We start from the raw sequence: 21008 nt of genomic DNA, 5'->3' as shown, positions 1-21008 counted from the left end.
CGCGCAAAGATAGCGGATCACACCGCAACCTCGCTAAGTCCCAGTCGCAACTCTTCCAGGGCCTCCTGGGCCACGGCCCGCACGGCGGGTGCAATGTCGGTAGAGGACGCATAGTAATCGAGTACCGGTACGTAGCGGGCGTCCTGCAAACAGCTGATGAGCCGCAGCGCGGCAATCTTCATCCGGTCGTCACGCCCGCGGAGAACGCGACGGAGGGATTTAAACTCCTGGTGGCGCAGGTCGTCCAGATCGACGTCTACGGCGAGGTACTCGCTGCCGGTACTCTGGATCTGCCGTTGGCGGCGGTCGAGCAGGGGCACAATAAGGCGCTTTAGGGAGAGCTCAAGCAGGTTATCGAGGAACTCGATGCCGCTGATCTGCACGCTGACCGTTTCCCCGTTGAGCGCCAGGTGCACGGGGATGATGTCGGCGGGCGGGTACCGCAGGCCCAGCAGACGAAACAGCCGGTTGAACGTACCCCGCATGCGCTGTTTGAGCAAGCTGGTGTACGCTTCGCGGTAGGCCAGCTCGTCCTCTCCGTCGGTAAAGAGCAACAAGAGGTTCTGCACGTTGAGCCGGTCCTGAAGGGCTTCGTACGCGCGGGCTTCGGCTACGATCAGGCGGTAGACCAGTTTGCTGGGCATGTTGCGCTTGGGGTAGTCGCGGCGGACGGCGTTCAGGGCACGCAGGACCTCCATGCGAAGGGGCAGATCGTGGGGGGCCGTGCGCTCGATGAGGCTGAAGAGCAGGTCGACCGATTGCTGCCGGTCTACCTTCTCCAGTACGGACGGCAGCCGCCGGATTTCCGCGATGGAGAGCTCTCCCTTGGCGATCAGGCCGGGCACAACGGCCAGGAGTCCCCCCTGGTACTGCGCCAGGGCGTTGATGGCTAACGCCCGCATGTTGGGGTGTACGACCAGGTGCACCAGGGGTACGATAAGGTCTTCGTGCTGGCTTTCACCGGCCGCCAGCACCGCGTACTTCAGGATCTCCTCGTTCTCGGAAACCAGGCACCGCTGGATGAATGCGCGGCCGGTTGCCGTCTGCGAGCGTCCCGCCGCCCGAAGCAAGTAGAGGTACCACTGCCGGCGCTCGGCGTTGGGGACGCTGCGCAGTTCCCGTATCCGGCGGCGGAGCCGCTGCCCCACCCGCCACTGTTTCTGGCTGAAGGTATTACCGGCGGTTTCGGTGGCCAGACTCACCAGGGCGGCACCGGCGACCTCGGGATCGGGATCGTCCAGCAACGGCTCGAGCACCTCCCGGCCGACCGCGTGGGTACGCGAGAACAGGTAGTCGAAGGCCGCACTGCGCACCTGCGACTCGGGGTCGCGGAGCAGCGGCATCACCTCCTCCAGCAATTCCGTTCCCGGCTGGAGGTAAAGACTCCGGAGGGCCCGGGACCGCACACTGGGCGAGGGGTGCGCCAGCAGCCGGCGGATGGGCTCGCGGAAGGAGGAGGCACTCAGGTCGTCGGCCCGCTCCAGTACGAAAAGAAGTTGCTTCTCGTGGGTACTCATCTGCCCCTCCTCCAGTACCTGCAGGAAGCCGGCCATCACCTTACGGTGGTGGCTCTTCAGGCGGTTGCGGTGCTCCTTCGGCTTGAGGTGCGACAGCTGGGCCCGGAAGGCCTCGATGTATTCTTCGCGGATCAGGATGACGCTCACCATCCAGATCCCGACCAGTACCAGCACGACGTAGCTGATCGCCGGGGCGGAGATGTGCAGCACCTGCGTCACGCCGATGAGCAGCAGGCCCCCGACGCCACCGGCGAGGCTGTCCACGAAAACGTCGATGTAGGTCTTCACCTTTTTCTTCGTCTCCTCGTCTAGGGGCAGGAACAGCATCTCGATGCTGGCGCGGCTAAGGCTCTGCTTCAGGCTTCCGTCGACCGATCGGCTGAAGATAGCCGCGTTGAGGCCCGGCATGAAGAGCATGACGATGGCACCCACGCCAAGCCCGACGGGCAGGAACAGCAGCGCCCCGCTGACGCCCATGCCCTGTACCACCCGGTGGGTCAGCAACAACTGGATTGCCAGAGCCACGATGTTGAAGGTCGAGTACCAGAAGCCGAAGAAGCCGGCCAGACGGTCCTGATCGCCGTAGCGTTCGGCGGCCAGCACGCTGAACTGGTAATCCACCAATTTAGCCACCGTCACGCTTAGCGCTACGATACCGCAGAGCAGCAACAAATGGCGACTGGCCAGGATGAGGCGATGGGGTGCCTCGTATGGCGTATTGGACTTGCGCTTGCGCGAGATCACGCTCTGCTTGTTGGCTACGTAGCGCCGCCAGATGACGGTGGTAAGCAATAAACAGGGAACCAGCAGCCCGGCGGCTACGAGGATCAGGTTGCGCGCTCCGATCTCCTGGGCCAGGAGGCTGGTGATGTACCCCCCGGCAATACCACCGGCGATGGCACCCGCTCCCACGAGTCCGAAGAGCCGTTTGGCCTGCCGTACGTCAAACACGAAGCTTGCCATCATCCAGAACTGTGAAGCGGCCAGTACCCCGAAAATGGCCGTCCAGAGGTACAGGATCACCGCTACCGTAGGCTGGGCGGGCGGCAGGCGCATGAATCCGGCGCACCCCAGCAGGATGGTGAGGCAAACGAGCAGCGATACCACGCTCACGCGCAGTAGACTGTAGTACCGCAGGGCCGCGGAGTACCCCGTACTGACGATCGCGGCCAGCACGGCCGTGGCGAGAAAAATGTAGGGCAGCCCGATGGCACCGTACTCCGAGAGAAACAGGGCGCTGGCGGTGGGCTTCACGATCAGCAGCGTGCAGATAATGAGAAAGACCAGCAGCTGCAGCATGAGCACGGCTCCCCATTCCCCCGGACGGGCACGAAAGAGTTTGCTCAGAACTTGCTGCATACGGACACGTTAATTCCTTAACGAAAGAGAGGCGGCTGGTGTAGCACATCAGGTGCGAATTTTCCACCGCTCCTCCCCTAACAACGTAATCCCACAATATGTCTACCTCCCCCCAATTTGGCGAAGTCCTCAATCACGTAGAAAACACGCCCCGCAAAGAAACGATAATTCTCGGCGGCGGCTGCTTCTGGTGCGTCGAAGCCGTTTTTCTCGACATCGAAGGCGTCGAGCGCGTCATCAGCGGCTACGCCGGCGGCAGCCAGGAAACGGCCAACTACGAAGCCGTCTGCACCAAGCGCACCGAGCACGTCGAAGTGATCCTCGTCGAGTTCTCCCCCGAGATCATCACCCGCGATGAAATTCTCGAGATCTTCTTCGCCGCCCACGACCCTACCACTCCGAACCGGCAGGGCAACGACGTCGGCCCCCAGTACCGCAGCGCCATTTTTTACACGAGCCCCGAGCAAAAGCAGGCCGCCGAATCGGCCATGCGCGACCTCGTTCCCCAGCTCTACGATAAGCCGGCCGTCACCGAACTGATTCCCTTCAACACCTTCTACCCCGCCGAAGATTACCACCAGAACTACTACAATAAAGTGGGCGACCGCAACAGCTACTGCACCTTCGTGATCTCCCCGAAAGTGGGCAAGATCCGCAAGAAGTACGCCCACCGATTAAAGTCCCGTGCATGAAACCCTGGGCCACCGCGCTTGTATTACTACTTTTTACCGCCGCCCTCGCGGCGCAAAACCAAGCATCCTATATGGATACCACCAGTTACAGTCTCGGCATCGTGCTGAGCCAGAACCTAAAAAGCCAGGGCTTCGACAGCATCGACGCCAGTAGCCTAGCCAAGGGATTCGAAGAAGGCCTCAACGGCTCGGCCAATATCAGTCCCGAGCAGGCCAACCAGTACATTCAGCAGTACCTCCAGGAGGCAGCCGCGGCCGCAGGTGCGGAGGCCCGCCAGGAAGGTGAAGCCTTTTTGGCGGAAAACGCCAAGCGCCCGGAGGTCAAGGTGACCGATTCCGGACTACAGTACGAAGTGCTTAAGGAAGGTACGGGCGCCAGCCCCAGCGCCACCGAAACGGTGGAGGTGCACTACCATGGTACCCTGATAAACGGAAAGGTCTTCGATAGCTCCGTAGAGCGCGGACAGACCATCGAGTTTCCCCTGAACCGCGTCATCCGCGGTTGGACGGAGGGCGTGCAGCTAATGAAGGAAGGCGGCAAATACCGCTTCTTCATCCCTTACGACCTCGCCTACGGCGAACAGGGTTCCCCGCCCGCCATTCCCCCCTACGCCGCATTGATCTTCGACGTAGAACTGTTCAAGGTTAAATAGCCGAAGCGATCGGATCGCTTACCGGATGGGCGCCAGCCACCTGCTGGAAGAACTCCATCAGTTCCTGGGTGGCGCCCATTCCGTGAGCGATCGCGCCGAGGGTCAGCGTGGTGACGACGAAAGTGACTACGCGGGCCTGGCGACGGCGCTTGCGGTCATTCTTTAGCGTGAGGTAATTCATGTTTGGTATCTATTCTGAATGTGTAAGTCGGTAACGCCTAATTTACTCTCCCGCATATACTTACCCCCGACCTTTTCCCGTATTTCAGCCCCCCAACACGGCTTGTTTACGGAACGGTAGCCTTTCGGCAGGAAGCGGTTATTGCCTTCCGCCTTAGGATTCTTTCTTACGCCTATTCCCCCCTCTATGGCCTCCCTCTCCGACCAGTACAGCACCCTTAGCCGCGAAATTGCCGCCGGCGGTGCCCGACTCGTGGTGGTTACCAAGACCCATCCGGTTTCCGTCATCCGCCAACTCTACGAAATGGGCCACCGCGACTTTGGCGAGAACCGCGTCGGCGAACTGGAAGAAAAGGCCGCGCAGTTGCCCGACGACATCAACTGGCACTTCATCGGCCACCTGCAGCGCAACAAGGTCAAGAACGTCGTTCCCTTCGTTACCCTGTTTCATTCCGGCGACAGCCTGCGGCTTTTGCGCGAACTGGATAAGCGTGCCGAGGATCGTAGCGTAGACGTTCTGCTACAGTACCACATCGCCGACGAAGACAGCAAGTACGGCCTGACCCGTGAGTCCGGCCGCGAGCTTCTCGAATCTATCCGGGAAGAGCCCCTGCGCCACGTGCGCATTCTCGGAGTCATGGGTATGGCCACCTACACCGACGACGAGGAGCAGGTAGCGGAAGAGTTCCGGACCCTGCACGAGATCTTCTCGGAAGTCAAAGAGACCTACTTCGTCGACAGCCCGGATTTCGCGGAGATCAGCATGGGTATGTCCGGCGATTACCCCATCGCCCTCCGCCAGGGCAGCACCCTGGTACGCATCGGCAGCAAGCTGCTGGGCGACCGTGATTACGGTGACGCCGACGAGGCCGGCAACTAGCGTTACCGCCGGTACGTCCAGGCGAGCATACGGCTCTTTTTATTGCCCTGCTCGAGCGGCACTACCCGTATTTCCACCGCTTCGAGTCGTTCGAGCTGGTGGCGCGCCGTTTCCAGGTAGCCCTTTTTCGATACGAGGGTAGTGAACCAACCTACCTGCTCCCCCACCGCCCGGCTTTCCCCGATCAGCTGCCGCAGAAACTGTACTTCGCCCCCTGGCGTCCACAGTTCGGTATCGGCTCCGCCGAACGATAATCCGGCGTCCTGCCGCCCCAGTTTCGACCATTTCTTTTGTCCCGCCCGCACCGCCGCTTCCCGACTGGGGAAGAAGGGGGGATTACAGAGCGTCGCGGAAAAGCGTTCCCCCGCGCGCACCACGCCGGCAAATACGTGCTCCGGCTGGGGCTGCTCCCGCACTTCTATACGCCCCCGGAGCACCAGATTCGCCGTGACGATCGCCCGCGCTACCCTGAGGCTGTGGGGGTGGATTTCGCTGCCCACCACCTCCCAGCCGTACTCCCGCACGCCCAGGATAGGATAGATAAGACTCGCCCCCGTACCGATGTCCAGTATCCGACAGGCGTCGGGGACGAGGTCGGCCACGGCGTGCACGTAGTCCAGCCGGCCAGGGAGCGGCGGTACGAGGTGGCCGTCGGGAAGGTCCCAGTGGCGCAGGCCGTAATCGCGCAGCAACAGGGCCCGGTTGAGGTGCAGGAGGGCCTCCCTCCGGGAAAAATCGAGCGAGGTCCTTCCGTCCGGCGTCTGGATCAGGTAGGCTTCCAGGGCGGGCACAATGCGGCAGAGGGCCGGAAAGTCGTGGGGGGAGCGGTAGCGGTTTCGGGGGTGCATAATTCGGGAGTGGCCGTGAAGATAGCCCGGACCCCCCGCCCCAATATTACCTCCGCCCGGTGGAACACCGTACGTACGGCGCTGTTATTACCGCTACTTACGCCCCCTATGAAAATCTACCACTGCACACACTGCAATTATCCGGTCTACTTCGAAAACGTGGTCTGTGGCAACTGCTCCAGTTACCTGGGGTACGACGCCCCCACCGATCGCATGGTTGCCCTTGCTCCCGGTGATGGCCCCTGGATGTGCGGTCCGGACAACAGCGTACCCTACATCTACTGCGATAACCACCAGCATGCGGCCTGCAACTGGCTCATCCCGCAATCCGACGAAACCGGCCTGTGCGATGCCTGCGACCTCAACCGGACCGTCCCCGACCTCAGCGATCCGGAGAAACTGGAAGAGTGGCAGCAACTCGAACTCGCCAAGCACCGCCTCGTCTACGCGCTGAATCGCCTCGGCCTACCGGTGCAGGACAAGATGAGCGCTCCCGACCGCGGGCTGGCCTTCGATTTTCTCGCCGACACCCAGGAGAGCGGGCAGGTCATGACCGGCCACGACGAGGGACTGATCACCTTGAACGTCAAGGAGGCTGACCCCGTGAAGCGCGAAGCCACCCGCATACAACTGCACGAGAAGTACCGGACTCTCATCGGCCACTTCCGCCACGAAGTAGGACATTACTACTGGGACGTGATCGTCGAGCCGGATGCCAACCGGCTGGCGGAATTCCGCCGCATTTTCGGGGACGACCGTGCCGACTACGGCGAAGCGCTGAAAAAGCACTACCAGAACGGCCCGCCGGCCGATTGGCAGCAGCACTACATCAGCGAGTACGCCACCATGCACCCCTGGGAGGACTGGGCCGAAACCTGGGCCCACTACCTCCACCTGATGGATATGCTGGAAACGGCTCACGCCTTCGGCATGCGCGTCGATCCCCCGACCACGCCGGACCTGATGATGAACGTCACCGCGGACTTCGACCCCTACCAGGAACCGGACATGGAACGAATCCTAAAGGCCTGCGTCCCCCTTACCTTCGCGATCAACAGCCTGAACCGCGGGATGGGCCGCCCCGACCTCTACCCCTTCGTGATCAACGCTTCGGTGCGGGAAAAACTCAGGTACGTGCACGAGGTCGTGCGCAACGCCCCCTCCTCACTCTAGCTCGAACTTGACCGGTAGGTTAAACTGTACGCGCACGGCCTGCCCGTCTACCCGGCCCGGGTGCCACCGCGGCATCAGTTCCACGATGCGTACGATCTCCCGGCGGATGTCCTCATTTAGCCCCATGAGCGGGGTGATACCGGTAACCCGGCCGTCGGTTTCGATGATGAAGCTCACCACGGCCATGCCCTGTACCCCGTAGCGCCGGGCACGGTCGGGGTACCGGACGGTCCGGTAAATGAACTCCAGCATGGCCCGGTCCGCACACTTCTTTTGCGCCGCATAGTCTGTCAGCCGTTCGCAGCCCGGAAACAGGGGCATTTCCTCTACTACTACCAGGGAACCGTCTCGACCGGGAGCCGTCCTGACCTCGTCACCACTCACGGCTTCATCGGCTGTGTACATGACCGTATTTGTCACTGTGCCCAGGGAATCATAGTGCATATCCGGCCCCTGCCGAAGGCCGTCGACATAGTGCGTACGGCGAGAAACCCGGCCTTTCCAGTCGTAGTATTCCCATACCTCCACCTTTTTGTCGTTCGCGTAGGCGCCGCGCGAAAAAAGTTCCCCGTTCGGGTGATAACTGAGGCTTTCTCCTTCCTGCTTTCCGTCGCGGTACGTAGTTACGTGTCTGGGTACCCCGTCGTCGTACCAGGAGCGGGAGAGTCCGTCCCGGTCGCTGGGGCGCAGCTTCTTGTGGGAATACCTGGTTTCGGAAATCAGTTGCTTCGTCTCCGGGAAGTAAAACCGTCGGATAAATTCACCCTCCGAGGTTTTAGTGACTACCCACTGGTAGGCCGTCCAGCGTTCGGACTCTCCGGGTCCGAAGTCCGCTTCGTAGCGGCCGGCGAAGCGGCGAGCCGATTTCTGGGCTTGAAGGGTACTACCGGAAACTACACCGAGCGATAGCAGCAGGAACAGCAAGGTTTTCATGAGCGTATTGCGTTTAGGGGTTTGCCAGACGGCTGGTATTCGTCCGGTACCCGATAGCACTAACGGCGACTGGCAATTTACCTTGTGCCTTAATGGATACCCTGGCCCTTTCCGAACTGACGACTTTCATTCGCCGCGTTTTTGCCCTTAACCTGCCCGAGCCCGTCTGGGTAACGGCCGAGCTGGTTCAAGTAAGTGTATCCCGCGGCCATACCTGGCTGACGCTGGTGGAAAAGGCGGAGGCGGATGACGAGATCGTCGCCCAGCTGGATGCGGTGGTATGGTCCGGCAGCCTGCAGCGTATTCGCAAGGCGCACGGAAGCCGGCTGATCGACGGCCTGCTACGCGAGGGGATGTCGGTACGCCTGCGGGTGAGTACCTCCTTCCACGAACGGTTCGGCCTGAAGCTGGTCGTGGAGGACATCGACGCCGAGCACACCCTGGGGGCCCTGGAACGCCGCCGGCAGGCTACCTTCGAAGCCCTCGCCAGGGCAGGCATCCTGGACCGCAACGCTACCCTGCCCCTGCCCGCCGTCCCGCAGCGCCTGGCGATCATCAGCTCGGATACGGCTGCCGGCCTTTCGGACTTCCGCCGCCAGCTTACCGAGAACGACTACGGCTACGCGTTCCACTGCGACCTTTACTCCGCCGCCATGCAGGGGGCCCAGACCACCGAAGAGGTGACAACCCGCCTCCGGCAGATCGCCCGGCGCCGGTCGGAGTACGACCTCATCGTGATTGTACGCGGGGGCGGTGGCAAGACCGATCTCGCCGCCTTCGACGACGAAGCCCTGTGCCGCGCCGTAGCGGACGCCCCCCTGCCCGTGCTCGCCGGTATCGGTCACGAGGTCGACGCGACGGTACTTGACCGCGTCGTGCACCGTAGTCTCAAAACACCCACCGCCGTGGCGGCTTTCCTGGTGGACCGGCTGCTGCAGGCAGAGGGAAGGCTGCTCCACCTCGGTCGCCAAATTGCCACCGCGGCAACCGCCAGCGTGCACGGGGAAGGCCAGAACCTGGAACGAACCGCCGAGCGCATCAGCCAGACGGCACTTACCACCCTGGAAGCCCGGCACCAGCGCGCCGCCGCGCAATCCCGCGAACTGGCATACCTGACACGCGCCGCACTGGCCGGCGCGAACCTGCGACTAGACCAGCAGGCCGCCCTCCTACGGGCGTTACGCCCCGAAACTACCCTGGCACGTGGGTACGCGCTGGTGAGTCAGGACGGAAAACTGGTGACCTCCCCGGAGCAACTCGCCGCCGGACGGGTAGACGTACGCCTGCGCGACGGAACCACCCGCCTGCAGAAGCCCGACTGACCGCACAAGGCGGCTCCGGCACCGAAAGTAGAACGCTGCCTCCGGCAGCGAAAGCACAAGGCTGCCTCCGGCAGCGCAGGCCAGCCAAATACAGGATATACCCCTAAAACCGAAACCCGATAGCCTTACGCCCAATATCCTGATCAGCATGCAGGGCCCCCATGCGGATCGCCGTCACCGCCGCTTCCACCCCCTTGTTGCCGTGACGGCCGCCCGCCCGGTCCAGGGCCTGCTGGTGGTCGTTGGGGGTGAGGACGCCGTAGATGAAGGGGCGGCCCGTGGTGATGCTCAGGTTGACCAGGCCCTGGCTGACGGCGTTGTTGATGTACTCGTCGTGCTTGGTTTCCCCCTTGATCACGCAACCCAGGCAGATCACCGCGTCGAGTTTCTCCCGGGAGGCCAGAATGCGCGCTCCGGCGGGCAGCTCGAAGGCTCCGGGCACCTGTACCGTAAAGATGCGGGCTTCCGGGGCACCGTGCTTCAGCAGGGTATCAAAGCAGCCCTGGTAGAGGGCGTGGGTGATGTCGGCGTTCCAGTCGGCTACCACGATGCCGAAGGAAAGCTTGGAAGCATCGGGCAGGTTGGTTTCGTCGTAGGTGCTGAGGTTCTTGAGGGCGGAGGCCATGGAGCGAAAAGTTTTTTAGGATACAACTGCCGCGGCGGCGGGGTTCTGCGCCGGACGGTCAGAAAGGTAGCCGGTCGACGTCGACGTTGCCTCCCGTAAGGATGATGCCCACCCGGCGGCCGGCAAATACGTCGGGGTAGCGCAGCACGACGGCCAGGGGCACGGCGCAGCTGGGCTCCACGATGATCTTCATCCGTTCCCAGATGAGGCGCATGGCCGCGATGATTTCGTCTTCTTCGACCAGCAGGATCTCCTTCACGTAATCCCGGATGATGGGAAACGTACGTTCCCCGAGGTTGGTCCGCAGGCCGTCGGCCACGGTCACGTTTGTCTCGTTTTCCTCGATGCGCCCGCTGCGGAAGCTGCGGTGGGCGTCGTCCACAGCCGCGGGCTCCGCCCCGATCACCTCCGCACGCACGCTGAAGTAGCGGGCAGCCAGGGCGGTCCCCGCCAACAATCCGCCGCCGCCCACGGGCGTGACGATCAGGTCAAGGACCTTATCGACGTCCTCAATCAGTTCCATGGCCGCCGTGGCCTGCCCGGCGATCACCCCGTAATCGTCGAAGGGGTGAATGAACGCCGCCCCGGTGCGCCCCACGACCTCGTCCAGTGTCGCCTGCCGCTCGCGGGGAGTGTTGTTGCAGTAAGTAACGGTAGCCCCGTAGCCCTCCACGGCGGCCACCTTGACGCGGGGCGCGTCGTGCGGCATCACGATGTAGGCCGGCACCCCGAGCACCTGCGCGGCCTTCGCAACCGCCTGCGCGTGATTGCCGCTGCTGTGGGTGGCCAGTCCGCGCTGCCGCTGTTCCGGCGTAAAGCGCAGGGCGGCCGAAGCACCACCCCGCATCTTGAAAGCGCCGATGCGCTGAAAATTTTCGCACTTGAAAAACAACCGCGCGCCGGTCCGCTCATCGATGCTGGTATTGGTCATCACCGGGGTGCGGTGCACGAAGGGATGAATGGCCTCGTGGGTAACCAGGAGTTCGGCCTGGTTGGGGGCTGCCGTCAGCGGGGGGAGTTCTATCATGTCTAACGGGCGTTGAGCCAGGTGATGAGTTCGTCGAGCCAGCCGCTTACCGGCCCGGTGCGCTCCCGCGCGGAGCCGAAGCCGTGACCACCGGTGGCGTAGATGCGCAGATCGGCGGGTACCCCGTGCGCTATGAGCGCCGCGTAGTACTCGAGCGCGTTGGCCGGGGCTACGGCCGTATCGTCGGATGCGTGGAAGAGTATAGTGGGGGGCGTCAGGGAATCCACCTGTGCCGGCAGGTTGGAGTACTCCAGCTGGCGAGCGCTCGGGGTTGACCCCAGGAGGGTGCCCTGGCTGCCCCGGTGTCCGGAGCGATCGGTTCCCATCAGCGTTACAGGGTAGACCAGCACGCTGAAGTCGGGCCGACTACGCTGCCGGTCCCGCTCTACGGCGTGGACCGAGGCACTGCCCGCCAGGTGCCCCCCGGCGGAGAACCCCATGATGCCGACCCGGTCCTCCGGGAAACCGAGCGAGTCCGCCAGTTGCCGCACGCGCAGCATGGCTTCCTGGGCGTCGCCGAGCGCGGTTTCGGAACGACAGTCCCCGGACAATGTCGCCGGTAGTCGGTGGCTTAATACGAAAGCGTGGTAGCCCTCCGCGGCGAGAAAGCGGGCGATGTCGGTACCCTCCAGGTCCCAGGCCTCGATGGTGTATCCGCCCCCCGGGATCACGACGACGGTAGTTGGCACGGCGGCGCGGGTGATCGGTGCGTAGTAGTGCAGTTCCGGGGTGCGGACATTGGTCACTACCCGCCCGATCAGGCTGTCGCTTCGGGAGGTGGTGGGCGCATCCCCCAGGCAGGGTACCGGTCCGGTGTACACGGGGTACACCCGGTCCTGGGCCGCTAGCGAAGCGCCCAGCAGCAGTACAAAGAGCAGCGCGCATGGGGCACTGATTATCCGTGAGTGCATCATGGCTTACGGTATCCGTTTTCGGTGAGTTCCAGGATGTACGCTCCCGCGTACCCCATGCTCAGGGCGCGCTCCCTTACCTCGGTGGCAGCCTCGGCGGTCGGTAATCCTTCGATAAAGAATACGGTGAGCGCCCCGCGCATTTCGGTGTTGAGCGCTCCGAGGGTCGCCGCTCGGGCGCGATCAAAATTTTCTGGTTTGCCGAAGGCCCCGAGCTGTACGCGGTAGGGCGACCGGGCGGGGGTGGCGTCGGCTACCGTTGGGGCCGGGGCGGGTACCGGCGCCTCACTGGCAACGATGGGGTCGCGGGCCTCTCCGGATTCTGCGACGGGGAAGCTTCCGGGGAAACCCAGGTTCGTGACGTTGCTGATGATGGCCTCCGCCTGGGCGCGGGTGGCGAAACCGCCCAGGCGCACCTTGGTCCGTCCCCCCTCCTCGACGGTATACACCGTCCCCAGCGGCGCGAGGGCGGCAAAGCGCTCGGGCGGCGGCGCAGCGGCCAGACTGGCGATCTGCAGGGCGAAGCCACCCTCCGGAGCCCGGGCATCGACCGTCACCGGTCGGTCGTAGGTAGTCGGCGACTCGCTTTCCTCTGCGGCCGGCTCCGGAGCGGGGGCAGCCGGCAACAGGCGGATGCTGCCCAGCAGATCCTGCTTGGTGCCTCCGTCGCTGGTGATCGGGAAGGTGACCGGCTCGAATCCGTCGGCGTTCACCGCAATGTCATAGGTAGTGTAGGGTTCCAGGCTGGCGTAGTAGGCCCCGTTCACGTCGGTCCGGGCGTTGGCCGTGCCGCCGGTGGTCCGGTTGGTGATGCGCACCGTCGCTCCTTCCACAGGCCGGTTGCCTTCCACCGTGGCTACGTAACCGCGTACGGCCCCGAAGGGTACGGGATCGTTGCCGGAAACGCCGGCCGGCACCGAAGCCTCCGGGGCCAGCCCCCCCGCCCCTTCGCCCGCGACCGTGGGAGCGGGCGCCCCGGCCTTCGGTCGTACGTAGTAGATGTCTTCCTGGGTAGGACGGCCCGTGGGGCGGTTGCTGGTTACGTAGCCCGTCTGGCTGGCCGGGTCGTAGACGAAGCCGAAGTCGTCGCGGCTGCTGTTCACCGCCGCGCCCATGTGGTAGAGATTTACCGGGCGCAGGCCTTCCAGTTCGGCGCGGAACACGTCGTAGCCGCCGAGGCCGGGGTGCCAGTTGCTGCTGAAGAAGAGGCTGTTGCCGTCGAAGTAGGGAGTGATCTCGTGGCCCTGGGAATTGACCGTTCGGCCGACGTTCTCCGGCACCTCGCTCCACCGCTGCCCATCGAAGGTGGCGCGGTAGACGTCCCAGCCTCCGAATCCGCCGGGTCGGTCGCTGGAGAAGTAGATGGTTTCGTTGTCGGCTCCGAAGGTCCCGAACCCGCTGCTGAAGGTATTCCCGTTGAACGGCAGCGGGCGGACATTCGTCCAACGCCCTTCGGAGTTCACGTCGGCGATCAGCAAACTAAGGGTGATGCCGGCCTCGGGCACCATCCGGGTGCCGGGGGTGAAGTTGTTGCGGCTGAAAATTACGGTCCGTCCGTCGGGACTGTAGGACACGGGGCCCACGTAACCGTTTTCGACGCGGTAGCTGAAGCTGACGGCGACGGGGTCCGTAGCGGAACCGTCGTCGGCCAGGGTGGCCACGTAGGGGCGGTTGCTGGCGGTACCAACGACGTCCGCGTCAGCCCGCGAGGAGTTGAAGACGAGCCGCCCCGGCTGGGGCACCGACGGGCCGAAGTCCGGCGCCACGCTGTTCACGGCAAGCCGGTCGACGGCGAATCCGGCATCCTGGTTCCGCTGGCCGGCGGCAAAGGCGGCACTCTGCGCATAGTGCTGCCCCACGGTCGCATCGGCCTCGCGTCCGTAGGTGGCGAACAGGGGCTCGGCCAGGGCGTACTCCCCCAGGGCGGTCAGCGTCTGGGCGTAGCCCAGCAGGGTGGCGGGCACCACCCGGCCGTCGTCCATGGCCTGCTCGTAGTAGTAGCGGGCGGAGTCCATTTCGTTGACCATCCGATAGGCCATCCCCACCTTCGCCTGGGCATCGGGGTCGTCGGGCCGGCTGGCCAGGGCACGCTGGTAGCTCTCGATCGCCAGGTGGTAAGCGTTCAGCTCGAGCTGCTTGTCGGCCGTCCGCATCTCGGTGCGGTACTGAGCGGCAAGGGAGGAGCCGGCCAGCAGCAGGATAAGAAAGGGCAGAAGTCGCGGTACGGTTTGCATTTTGCTAAGGTAAGTCGGCGTAAACATAGCGGTTTTCGTACGGCGACGGCGCGGACGCAGGTGCCATGCGGGCGACCGAACCCGGGGGCCTCCGGCCGGGTACCACCACTATGGCCTCTCCTCCCCCACCCGACCAACGACCGATGATCGTTGCCGCCTGGATCGACGCGCACGACCTGGCGCCGTTTACCGCCCTGCGCGACCGTTTCTTCCCCGCCGGCCGCAACCACCTCTCGGCCCACCTGACGCTGTTTCACCACATCGGGCCCGGGGTACGGGAAGATTTCATGGCTGATGCCCGCCAGCTGCTCTCTGACCGGCCACCCTTCACCGTGGCCGTCCTTCCACCCTTCCTGCTCGGCGGCGGCGTAGCCTACGCCGTGGAGCCCGCCCCCCTGCAGGCCGTACGTCGCCCCCTGCGGCAGCGCTACGCCGACCGGCTGACGCCCCAGGACGCCCGCCCCTGGAAGCGGCCCCACCTGACGGTACAGAACAAGGTAGCGGCCGAGGACGCCCGCCGGCTACACGGCCACCTCGCCGCCCGCTTCGCGCCCTGCGAAATCCGGATTCGGGGCCTGCTGTTCTACCGCTACGATGGTGGCCCGTGGACGGAGCTCGAGCGCCTGTCCTTCACCGGCTGACACCGCACCCGCGGCCGCGCCGCGACAACCTGAACGGCTCCCGTGAGTTTTATGCAGTATGGAAGGCGAAAAGAAGGAACCCGAGTTCGAAAATCCGATCGACGGCAAGAAGGTGGCCAGCCACCCCCACCGGCTACCCTACGCCCACGAGCGGGGGTCCGCCGTCATCCGTCCCGTTGACCGCGGCAAGACCACCGGGCTGGCCATGACCTCGATGTACGAGCAGACCAACATGCAGCTCGACCAGATCCGCGCCCAGATGGAGCTGCTCGCCACCCAGGCCAACGAGATCCACCACCGGATGACGGTGAGCGAACGCATCTACGAGGCGGAGATGAGTATCGAGCCGCTCGTGAACCGTACCTACTACCTCTACGCCCGCCGCAACGGCAGCAGCGTGCTGAGCTTGGTGAGCCCCGCCGAATGGGGGCCGCGCCCGCCCTTCGACTACCTGGCCACCGTAAAGCTGCTCGGCGACCATACCTGGGAGGTGATCGAGCGGCGGGAAGCGTAAGGCGGTCGCCGTTCGTACCGCCGGGGCGTACCTTTGTCGAAAACCCACGCCATGACCGTTGACGATGCCCTAGTATTGCGCCTGGCCGATCTTGCCAAACTGGAGTTGCCGGAAGCCCGCGTACAACAACTGCGGGGGGACCTGACGCGCATACTCGATATGGTAGAAAAGCTGAACGAGCTCGACCTGGACGGCGTCGAGCCGCTGCGCTACGTGACGGAAGTGGAACGGGTGCTGCGGCCGGACCGCGTCGGCGAACACCTCGACCGCGAACGGGCGCTGAGCAACGCCCCGGACCACGACGGGGCGTTCTTCCGGGTACCGCGCGTAATCTGATCACCCCCCATCCTCTCCCATGGCCGCCGTAATCGACATCACCGCCCTCACCAAGACCTACATCATGGGTCAAACGCAGGTACGCGCCCTCCGCGGCGTCGACCTGTCCATCCAAACCAACGAATACGTCGCCCTGATGGGCCCCTCCGGGTCGGGGAAGTCTACCCTGATGAACCTACTGGGTTGTCTCGATACACCCACCTCCGGAAATTATCTCCTGGACGGCCGCGACGTAAGCCGCATGGACGACGGGGAGCTCGCGAGCATCCGTAACGAGAAAATCGGCTTCGTCTTCCAGACCTTCAACCTGCTGCCCCGGCAGTCGACCCTGGAAAACGTGGCCCTCCCACTGGTCTACGCCGGCATGTCCAAGAAGCACCGGCAGGAGCGGGCGGCCGAAGTGCTGGATTCCGTGGGCCTCGGCAACCGGCTGGACCACCGGCCCAACGAGCTCTCGGGCGGACAGCGGCAGCGGGTGGCTATCGCGCGGGCGCTGGTCAACCGGCCGGCCATCATCCTGGCCGACGAACCCACCGGAAACCTGGACACCAAGACCTCGATCGAGATCATGGGTATCTTCGAAAAAATCCAGGCTGAGGGCAACACCGTGATCCTCGTCACCCACGAGCCGGACATCGCCGAACACGCCCACCGGATCGTACGATTGCGCGACGGGGAGGTAGAGACCGACGCCCGCAACGAGCACGTCATCCGCGTAAGCGATCCCACGCATCGCTATAATCAGGCCTGACATACTATCTTTGCGGCCAACTTGCGCCGGGCGGTGCCCGTCGCCCGCCCATACGATAGTATATATGAATCAACGTACGATAGCCAGTTCCGTAAGTATCAGCGGGGTAGGATTGCATACCGGTAAGGAAGTCAACCTCGTCTTCAAACCCGCCCCGGAGGGCCACGGCGTCAAATTTAAACGCGTCGACCTCGACGATTCCCCGCTCATGAACGTCGACGTGAACCGCGTCGTAAGCACGGAGCGGAGCACCACCCTGGGCAGCGGAGCGGCCACGGTAAGTACGATCGAGCACCTCCTGAGCGCCCTGTCGGGCCTGCAGGTCGACAATGTCCTGATTGAAATCGACGGCGGTGAAGTGCCCATCCTCGACGGCAGCGCGAGCCCGTACGTAGACGCGATACTCGGGGCCGGACTGGAAGAGCAGGAGGCCCTCCGCGACTACTTCGTGGTCGAAGAGCCGATCACTTACCGCGACGAAGCCACGGGATCAGAGATCGTCGCGCTGCCCTACGACGGCTTCGAGGTGGTCTCGATGATCGACTTCGACAGCCCGGTACTCGGGCAGCAGTACGCCACCCTGCGCGGCTACGACGACTACGCCACCGAGATCGCGCCCTGCCGCACCTTCGTCTTTCTCCACGAACTGGAGAATCTTTTCGAGCATGACCTGATCCGCGGGGGTGACCTCACCAACGCCATCGTCATCGCCGACCGCCAGGTACCCCAGCCCCGCCTGAACGCCCTCGCCGAGAAGATGGGCAAGCAGACCGTGGAAGTCACCGAGCAGGGCATCCTGAATACCCTCGACCTCAAGTTTCACAACGAACCCGCCCGGCACAAGCTGCTGGACGTGATGGGCGACATCAGCCTGCTCGGCGTGCCCATCCGCGGCCGCATTATGGCAACCAAGCCCGGCCACCGGGTCAACGTAGCCTTTACCAAGCTGCTCAAGAAGGCCTACCTGGACCAGCGGCGGCTGAAGGGACGGCCCCGCTACAACCCCAACGACGAGCCGGTTTTCACCACCGAGCAGATCCTAGACGTGATGCCGCACCGCTACCCCTTCCTGCTGATCGACAAGATCATCGAGATGGGCGATAACCACATCGTCGGGCTTAAGAACCTGACCTTTAACGAAGCTTTCTTCCAGGGTCACTTCCCCAGTAACCACGTGATGCCCGGCGTACTGCAGATCGAAGCGATGGCCCAGACGGGCGGCTTGCTCGTGCTGACGCAACAGGACGACCCCGGCAACTGGGATACCTACTTCCTGAAGATCGAGAACGCCAAGTTCAAGAATTTCGTAGTGCCGGGTGATACCGTCCTCTTCAAGATGGAACTGATCGCTCCCGTCCGTCGGGGCATCTGCCAGATGCGGGGAACGGCCTATGTAGGCAACAAGCTGGTCTCCGAAGCCGACCTGGTCGCGCAGATCGTCCGGCGAACTTAAGACACGCAGTCTCCCTTACACCATCACCCCTGCGAACCTATCAACCTCATTCATGTCCATTCATTCCCTGAGCGTCGTCCACCCCAATGCAAAAATAGGAGCCGGCGTTAGCGTTGGACCGTTCACCACCATCGAGGATGACGTGGAGATCGGTGAAGGGAGTGAGATCGGCCCCAACGTGACCATCTACGGAGGTGCCCGCCTTGGCAAGAACGTGCGGGTCTTCCCCGGTGCCGTGGTGGCTGCGATTCCCCAGGACCTCAAATTTCGGGGCGAGTACACCACCGCCGAGATCGGAGACGGTACCACCATCCGTGAGTTCGTCACCATCAACCGGGGTACGGCCGCCGCCGGTACCACCCGCATCGGCAAAAACTGCCTGCTGATGGCCTACGCCCACGTGGCCCACGATTGTATCCTGGGCGATAACATCGTCATTGCCAACAACGTCAACCTGGCCGGTCACGTCGTGCTGGAAGACCACGTGATCATCGAGGGACAGGTCGGCGTGCAGCAGTTCGTGCGAATTGGCCGGCACAGCTTTATTGCCGGGGGCAGCCTGGTACGCAAAAGCGTGCCGCCCTACATCCGCGCCGCCCGCGAGCCCCTGAGCTACATCGGCGTGAACCGCATCGGCCTGCAGCGCCGCGGCTTTACCATCACGCAGATCAACGCGATCCACGAGATCTACCGGATACTCTTCGTGAAGGGGCTGAACATCACCAACGCCGTGACCGAGATCGAGGCGTCGGTGCCCGTATCCGAAGAGCGCGACGAGGTGGTCAGCTTCATCAGCGCCACCGAGCAAACGGGAATCATCCGGAGCTTCCAGGCCATCGACAATGGCGGCTGACCTACCACCTCTTCAGATCCGCTTCCGGGACGTCAGCAAGCGCTTTGGCCGGCAATACATTTTGCGGCAGCGCACGGAGGAATTCCTGGCCGGCGAATGCTACGGCGTGCGCGGCAGCAACGGATCCGGAAAGTCCACCTTGCTGCGCCTTCTTTCCGGACAGCTCAGCCCCACCCGGGGGCGGGTCGAGTACCGCTTCGGCGAGCGGACCGTTCCGGTCGAGAACATGTTTCGGTACGTCAGCTGGACGGGGCCCTACTTCGAGCTGGTCGAGGAACTGACCGTACAGGAGTTCCTGACCTTCCACTATACCCTTAAGCCACTGATGGCCGGCCTGTCGGTCGACGCGGTAGTGGACCGGATAGGCCTGCGTGCCGCGGCGAAGCGACCGCTCACAGACTGCTCGTCGGGCATGCGGCAACGGGTGTTGCTCGCTACGGCCCTGTACGCCGCTACCCCACTGCTGCTGCTCGACGAGCCCACGGTCACGCTCGACGACGCCTCCGCGGAATGGTTTGCCGGAGAGCTGCGAAGCTGCCGTGCCGGCCGGCTGACGGTGGTGGCCAGCAACGACGAACGCGACCTGCGGGAATGCACGCAATTCACGCAACTGTAGCAGTAAAATTCGCATATTGCAGCTTCCGAGGTCGAAGTCACCCCCGATGTCCCTATTCAGTTACGCGGAAAAGTCTACCCCCACCACGCTTAGCCCCGAGATGCTGGACTGGCACCTTTCGCGGGGGTGGTACCGCATGGGCTCGACGATCTTCACGACCCACTTCCTCTTCTTCCAGAACCGGCCCTACTCCGCCCTCTGGATCCGGATCGACCTGCAGGGGTTCCGATTTTCGCGCTCACAGCGCAAACTGCTGCGGAAGAACGCCAAGCTCTTCGACACGGCGGTAGCGCCCCGATCCATCACCCCGGAGCGGGAAAAGCTATACCGCAAATACGCGGACTCCTTCGACGGTCGACTGTCCCCCACCATCGCCGACAGCCTGGAGGATTACGACAACGACGTCATCTTCAATACTTGGGAGGTGACCGTGCGCGACCGGGTCAGCAGGCAGCTCGTCGCCTGTAGCTACTTCGACCTGGGTGACCACGCGGCCGCCAGTATCCTCGGTATTTTCGATCCCGATTTGGGCAGTTTCAGCCTGGGCTACTACACCATGCTCCTGGAGATGGAATACTGCCTCACGCGGGGCATGCGGTACTATTACCCGGGATACGTGGTCCCCGGCTACCGGCGCTTCGATTATAAGTTACGGCTGGGAGATGCCGAGTTCTACGACGTACGCGTGAGCGAGTGGCGGCCGTATACGGAGTTTGACGCGGAGAAGGAGGCACCGGTGGAGGCACAGGTATTCGCTCTGGAATCCTTCGTGAACGCCTACGCCGTCCACGGTCCCCGACCCCGGGTGAAGGTGTATCCGCTCTTCGAAGCGGGGCTGTACGATATCTGGAACGACGACTACTTTCCCTACCCCTATCTGGTTCCCCTGCGCCGGAGCGGCAACCAACCGTTGCTGGCCGTGGCCTTCGACCCGAAAGACCGGGAATACCTAGTGCTCGAGTGCCGGCACATGATTCAGACGCAGTTGATGTTCAACGCGGAATACCTGCAATCCTTCGGGACCGAGGCGTTTCTCACCGACCTGCTTGCCGTCCGGCAGGTGCTCCTCCGTACCCCCTACGTCGAGCGGGCGGCGGAGTACGCCGCTGCCCTAAACCTTGGGTAGCTCCGGCATCTGGCAGTCCTGCTCGGGCGACTTGCCACAGACGTCGCACTTCCCGACCTTGTTGGTCAGCATGGGGTTGTTGCTGGCGCAGGTACCCCGAAATTCCTGACCGGTAACGAGGTGGCGCACGTTGATGAGTACGAAACTCAGGGCGAAGACACCGAAAATGATCAGAAAGAGCGTGAGGAAATCCATAGTAAGTAGTTGGTCAGCAAAGATAAAACGAATGGGTCGGGGGGAAGGTTGGCCGGGGCCGGAAAACGAAAAGAGGGTTCGGGCCAAAGCCCAAACCCTCCAGAAAAACACCTAAAACCCATAATCGTAGGGCTACGTACCGCACCATCCGCCGGGGGGCGGGACGGGC

Annotated in this window: 22 protein-coding genes; 13 read left to right on the top strand and 9 right to left on the bottom strand. The window is 63.4% G+C overall.

What is annotated here, in order from left to right; genetic code table 11:
- Positions 1 to 17: 17 nt before the first annotated feature.
- The gene (locus tag DQG19_RS19225) at positions 18 to 2876 is read right to left on the bottom strand and encodes an Npt1/Npt2 family nucleotide transporter (protein WP_116127933.1); all 2859 of its coding nucleotides are present in this window, start codon (positions 2874 to 2876) and stop codon (positions 18 to 20) included.
- Positions 2877 to 2974: 98 nt separating this feature from the next.
- On the opposite strand from DQG19_RS19225, the gene msrA reads away from it, so the two are divergent.
- A complete protein-coding gene (msrA, locus tag DQG19_RS19220; protein ID WP_116127932.1) occupies positions 2975 to 3568 on the top strand; it encodes a peptide-methionine (S)-S-oxide reductase MsrA in 594 nt (197 codons plus the stop codon).
- Positions 3569 to 3639: 71 nt separating this feature from the next.
- Positions 3640 to 4221, top strand: a complete 582-nt coding sequence (locus DQG19_RS19215) for an FKBP-type peptidyl-prolyl cis-trans isomerase (RefSeq protein ID WP_157974610.1) — start codon at positions 3640 to 3642, stop codon at positions 4219 to 4221.
- Here the strand turns inward: DQG19_RS19215 and DQG19_RS19210 are convergent.
- The gene (locus DQG19_RS19210) at positions 4214 to 4402 is read right to left on the bottom strand and encodes a hypothetical protein (RefSeq protein ID WP_116127930.1); all 189 of its coding nucleotides are present in this window, start codon (positions 4400 to 4402) and stop codon (positions 4214 to 4216) included. The genes DQG19_RS19215 and DQG19_RS19210 overlap by 8 nt on opposite strands.
- Positions 4403 to 4588: 186 nt before the next feature.
- Here DQG19_RS19210 and DQG19_RS19205 point away from each other — a divergent pair, with 186 nt between their 5' ends.
- Positions 4589 to 5281, top strand: coding sequence for a YggS family pyridoxal phosphate-dependent enzyme (locus tag DQG19_RS19205; RefSeq protein WP_116127929.1), 693 nt, complete (start codon positions 4589 to 4591; stop codon positions 5279 to 5281).
- Positions 5282 to 5283: 2 nt separating this feature from the next.
- On the opposite strand, the gene rlmF is transcribed toward DQG19_RS19205, so the two are convergent.
- Complete coding sequence (rlmF, locus tag DQG19_RS19200) at positions 5284 to 6129, bottom strand: 23S rRNA (adenine(1618)-N(6))-methyltransferase RlmF (RefSeq protein ID WP_116127928.1); 846 nt, start codon at positions 6127 to 6129, stop codon at positions 5284 to 5286.
- A gap of 108 nt (positions 6130 to 6237) precedes the next feature.
- On the opposite strand from rlmF, the gene DQG19_RS19195 reads away from it, so the two are divergent.
- On the top strand, positions 6238 to 7302 hold the full coding sequence (locus DQG19_RS19195; RefSeq protein WP_116127927.1) for a putative zinc-binding metallopeptidase: 1065 nt from the start codon (positions 6238 to 6240) through the stop codon (positions 7300 to 7302).
- Here DQG19_RS19195 and DQG19_RS19190 read toward each other — a convergent pair.
- Positions 7294 to 8235 carry an energy transducer TonB gene (locus DQG19_RS19190; protein ID WP_116127926.1) on the bottom strand — a complete coding sequence of 314 codons (942 nt, stop codon included), beginning with the start codon at positions 8233 to 8235 and terminating at the stop codon, positions 7294 to 7296. The two genes, DQG19_RS19195 and DQG19_RS19190, sit on opposite strands and share 9 nt — an antisense overlap.
- 92 nt (positions 8236 to 8327) lie before the next feature.
- Between DQG19_RS19190 and xseA the strand changes: the two genes are divergently transcribed.
- The gene (gene xseA, locus DQG19_RS19185) at positions 8328 to 9557 is read left to right on the top strand and encodes an exodeoxyribonuclease VII large subunit (protein ID WP_116127925.1); all 1230 of its coding nucleotides are present in this window, start codon (positions 8328 to 8330) and stop codon (positions 9555 to 9557) included.
- 103 nt (positions 9558 to 9660) lie between these two features.
- Here xseA and ribH read toward each other — a convergent pair whose 3' ends face one another.
- The 4 genes from ribH to DQG19_RS19165 are packed head-to-tail and all read right to left on the bottom strand — an operon-like array spanning position 9661 to position 14354.
- The gene (gene ribH / locus DQG19_RS19180; protein WP_116127924.1) at positions 9661 to 10182 is read right to left on the bottom strand and encodes a 6,7-dimethyl-8-ribityllumazine synthase; all 522 of its coding nucleotides are present in this window, start codon (positions 10180 to 10182) and stop codon (positions 9661 to 9663) included.
- A gap of 58 nt (positions 10183 to 10240) precedes the next feature.
- Positions 10241 to 11209 carry a pyridoxal-phosphate dependent enzyme gene (locus tag DQG19_RS19175; protein ID WP_116127923.1) on the bottom strand — a complete coding sequence of 323 codons (969 nt, stop codon included), beginning with the start codon at positions 11207 to 11209 and terminating at the stop codon, positions 10241 to 10243.
- Between the two features lie 2 nt (positions 11210 to 11211).
- Complete coding sequence (locus DQG19_RS19170; RefSeq protein ID WP_116127922.1) at positions 11212 to 12123, bottom strand: alpha/beta hydrolase; 912 nt, start codon at positions 12121 to 12123, stop codon at positions 11212 to 11214.
- Positions 12120 to 14354, bottom strand: a complete 2235-nt coding sequence (locus tag DQG19_RS19165) for a carboxypeptidase regulatory-like domain-containing protein (protein WP_116127921.1) — start codon at positions 14352 to 14354, stop codon at positions 12120 to 12122. Before DQG19_RS19165 ends, DQG19_RS19170 begins: the two co-directional genes overlap by 4 nt.
- A 65-nt stretch (positions 14355 to 14419) precedes the next feature.
- Between DQG19_RS19165 and DQG19_RS19160 the strand changes: the two genes are divergently transcribed.
- The 8 genes from DQG19_RS19160 to DQG19_RS19125 all read left to right on the top strand — a co-directional run bounded on the left by DQG19_RS19160 (position 14420) and on the right by DQG19_RS19125 (position 20644).
- A complete protein-coding gene (locus DQG19_RS19160; RefSeq protein ID WP_116127920.1) occupies positions 14420 to 14995 on the top strand; it encodes a 2'-5' RNA ligase family protein in 576 nt (191 codons plus the stop codon).
- Between the two features lie 58 nt (positions 14996 to 15053).
- On the top strand, positions 15054 to 15509 hold the full coding sequence (locus tag DQG19_RS19155; RefSeq protein ID WP_116127919.1) for a DUF2452 domain-containing protein: 456 nt from the start codon (positions 15054 to 15056) through the stop codon (positions 15507 to 15509).
- A 51-nt stretch (positions 15510 to 15560) separates the two neighbouring features.
- Positions 15561 to 15845, top strand: coding sequence for an Asp-tRNA(Asn)/Glu-tRNA(Gln) amidotransferase subunit GatC (gatC, locus tag DQG19_RS19150; RefSeq protein WP_116127918.1), 285 nt, complete (start codon positions 15561 to 15563; stop codon positions 15843 to 15845).
- A 19-nt stretch (positions 15846 to 15864) separates the two neighbouring features.
- Complete coding sequence (locus tag DQG19_RS19145; protein WP_116127917.1) at positions 15865 to 16596, top strand: ABC transporter ATP-binding protein; 732 nt, start codon at positions 15865 to 15867, stop codon at positions 16594 to 16596.
- A gap of 64 nt (positions 16597 to 16660) precedes the next feature.
- On the top strand, positions 16661 to 18049 hold the full coding sequence (locus DQG19_RS19140) for a bifunctional UDP-3-O-[3-hydroxymyristoyl] N-acetylglucosamine deacetylase/3-hydroxyacyl-ACP dehydratase (RefSeq protein WP_116127916.1): 1389 nt from the start codon (positions 16661 to 16663) through the stop codon (positions 18047 to 18049).
- 52 nt (positions 18050 to 18101) lie between these two features.
- Positions 18102 to 18902, top strand: coding sequence for an acyl-ACP--UDP-N-acetylglucosamine O-acyltransferase (gene lpxA / locus DQG19_RS19135; RefSeq protein WP_116127915.1), 801 nt, complete (start codon positions 18102 to 18104; stop codon positions 18900 to 18902).
- Entirely contained in the window at positions 18892 to 19518 is a 627-nt protein-coding gene (locus tag DQG19_RS19130; protein WP_116127914.1) for an ATP-binding cassette domain-containing protein, read from the top strand. The genes lpxA and DQG19_RS19130 overlap by 11 nt, the downstream gene beginning before the upstream one ends.
- 46 nt (positions 19519 to 19564) lie before the next feature.
- Positions 19565 to 20644 (top strand): arginine-tRNA-protein transferase, encoded by a 1080-nt coding sequence (locus DQG19_RS19125; RefSeq protein WP_116127913.1) that lies wholly within the window; start codon positions 19565 to 19567, stop codon positions 20642 to 20644.
- Here the strand turns inward: DQG19_RS19125 and DQG19_RS19120 are convergent.
- The gene (locus DQG19_RS19120; RefSeq protein ID WP_116127912.1) at positions 20630 to 20839 is read right to left on the bottom strand and encodes a hypothetical protein; all 210 of its coding nucleotides are present in this window, start codon (positions 20837 to 20839) and stop codon (positions 20630 to 20632) included. The genes DQG19_RS19125 and DQG19_RS19120 overlap by 15 nt on opposite strands.
- Positions 20840 to 21008: the final 169 nt, after the last annotated feature.

Origin of the sequence: Lewinella sp. IMCC34183 (assembly GCF_003390915.1) — a bacterium.
Lineage (GTDB): Bacteria > Bacteroidota > Bacteroidia > Chitinophagales > Saprospiraceae > Neolewinella.
This window is presented reverse-complemented; position numbering and strand designations above follow the sequence as displayed.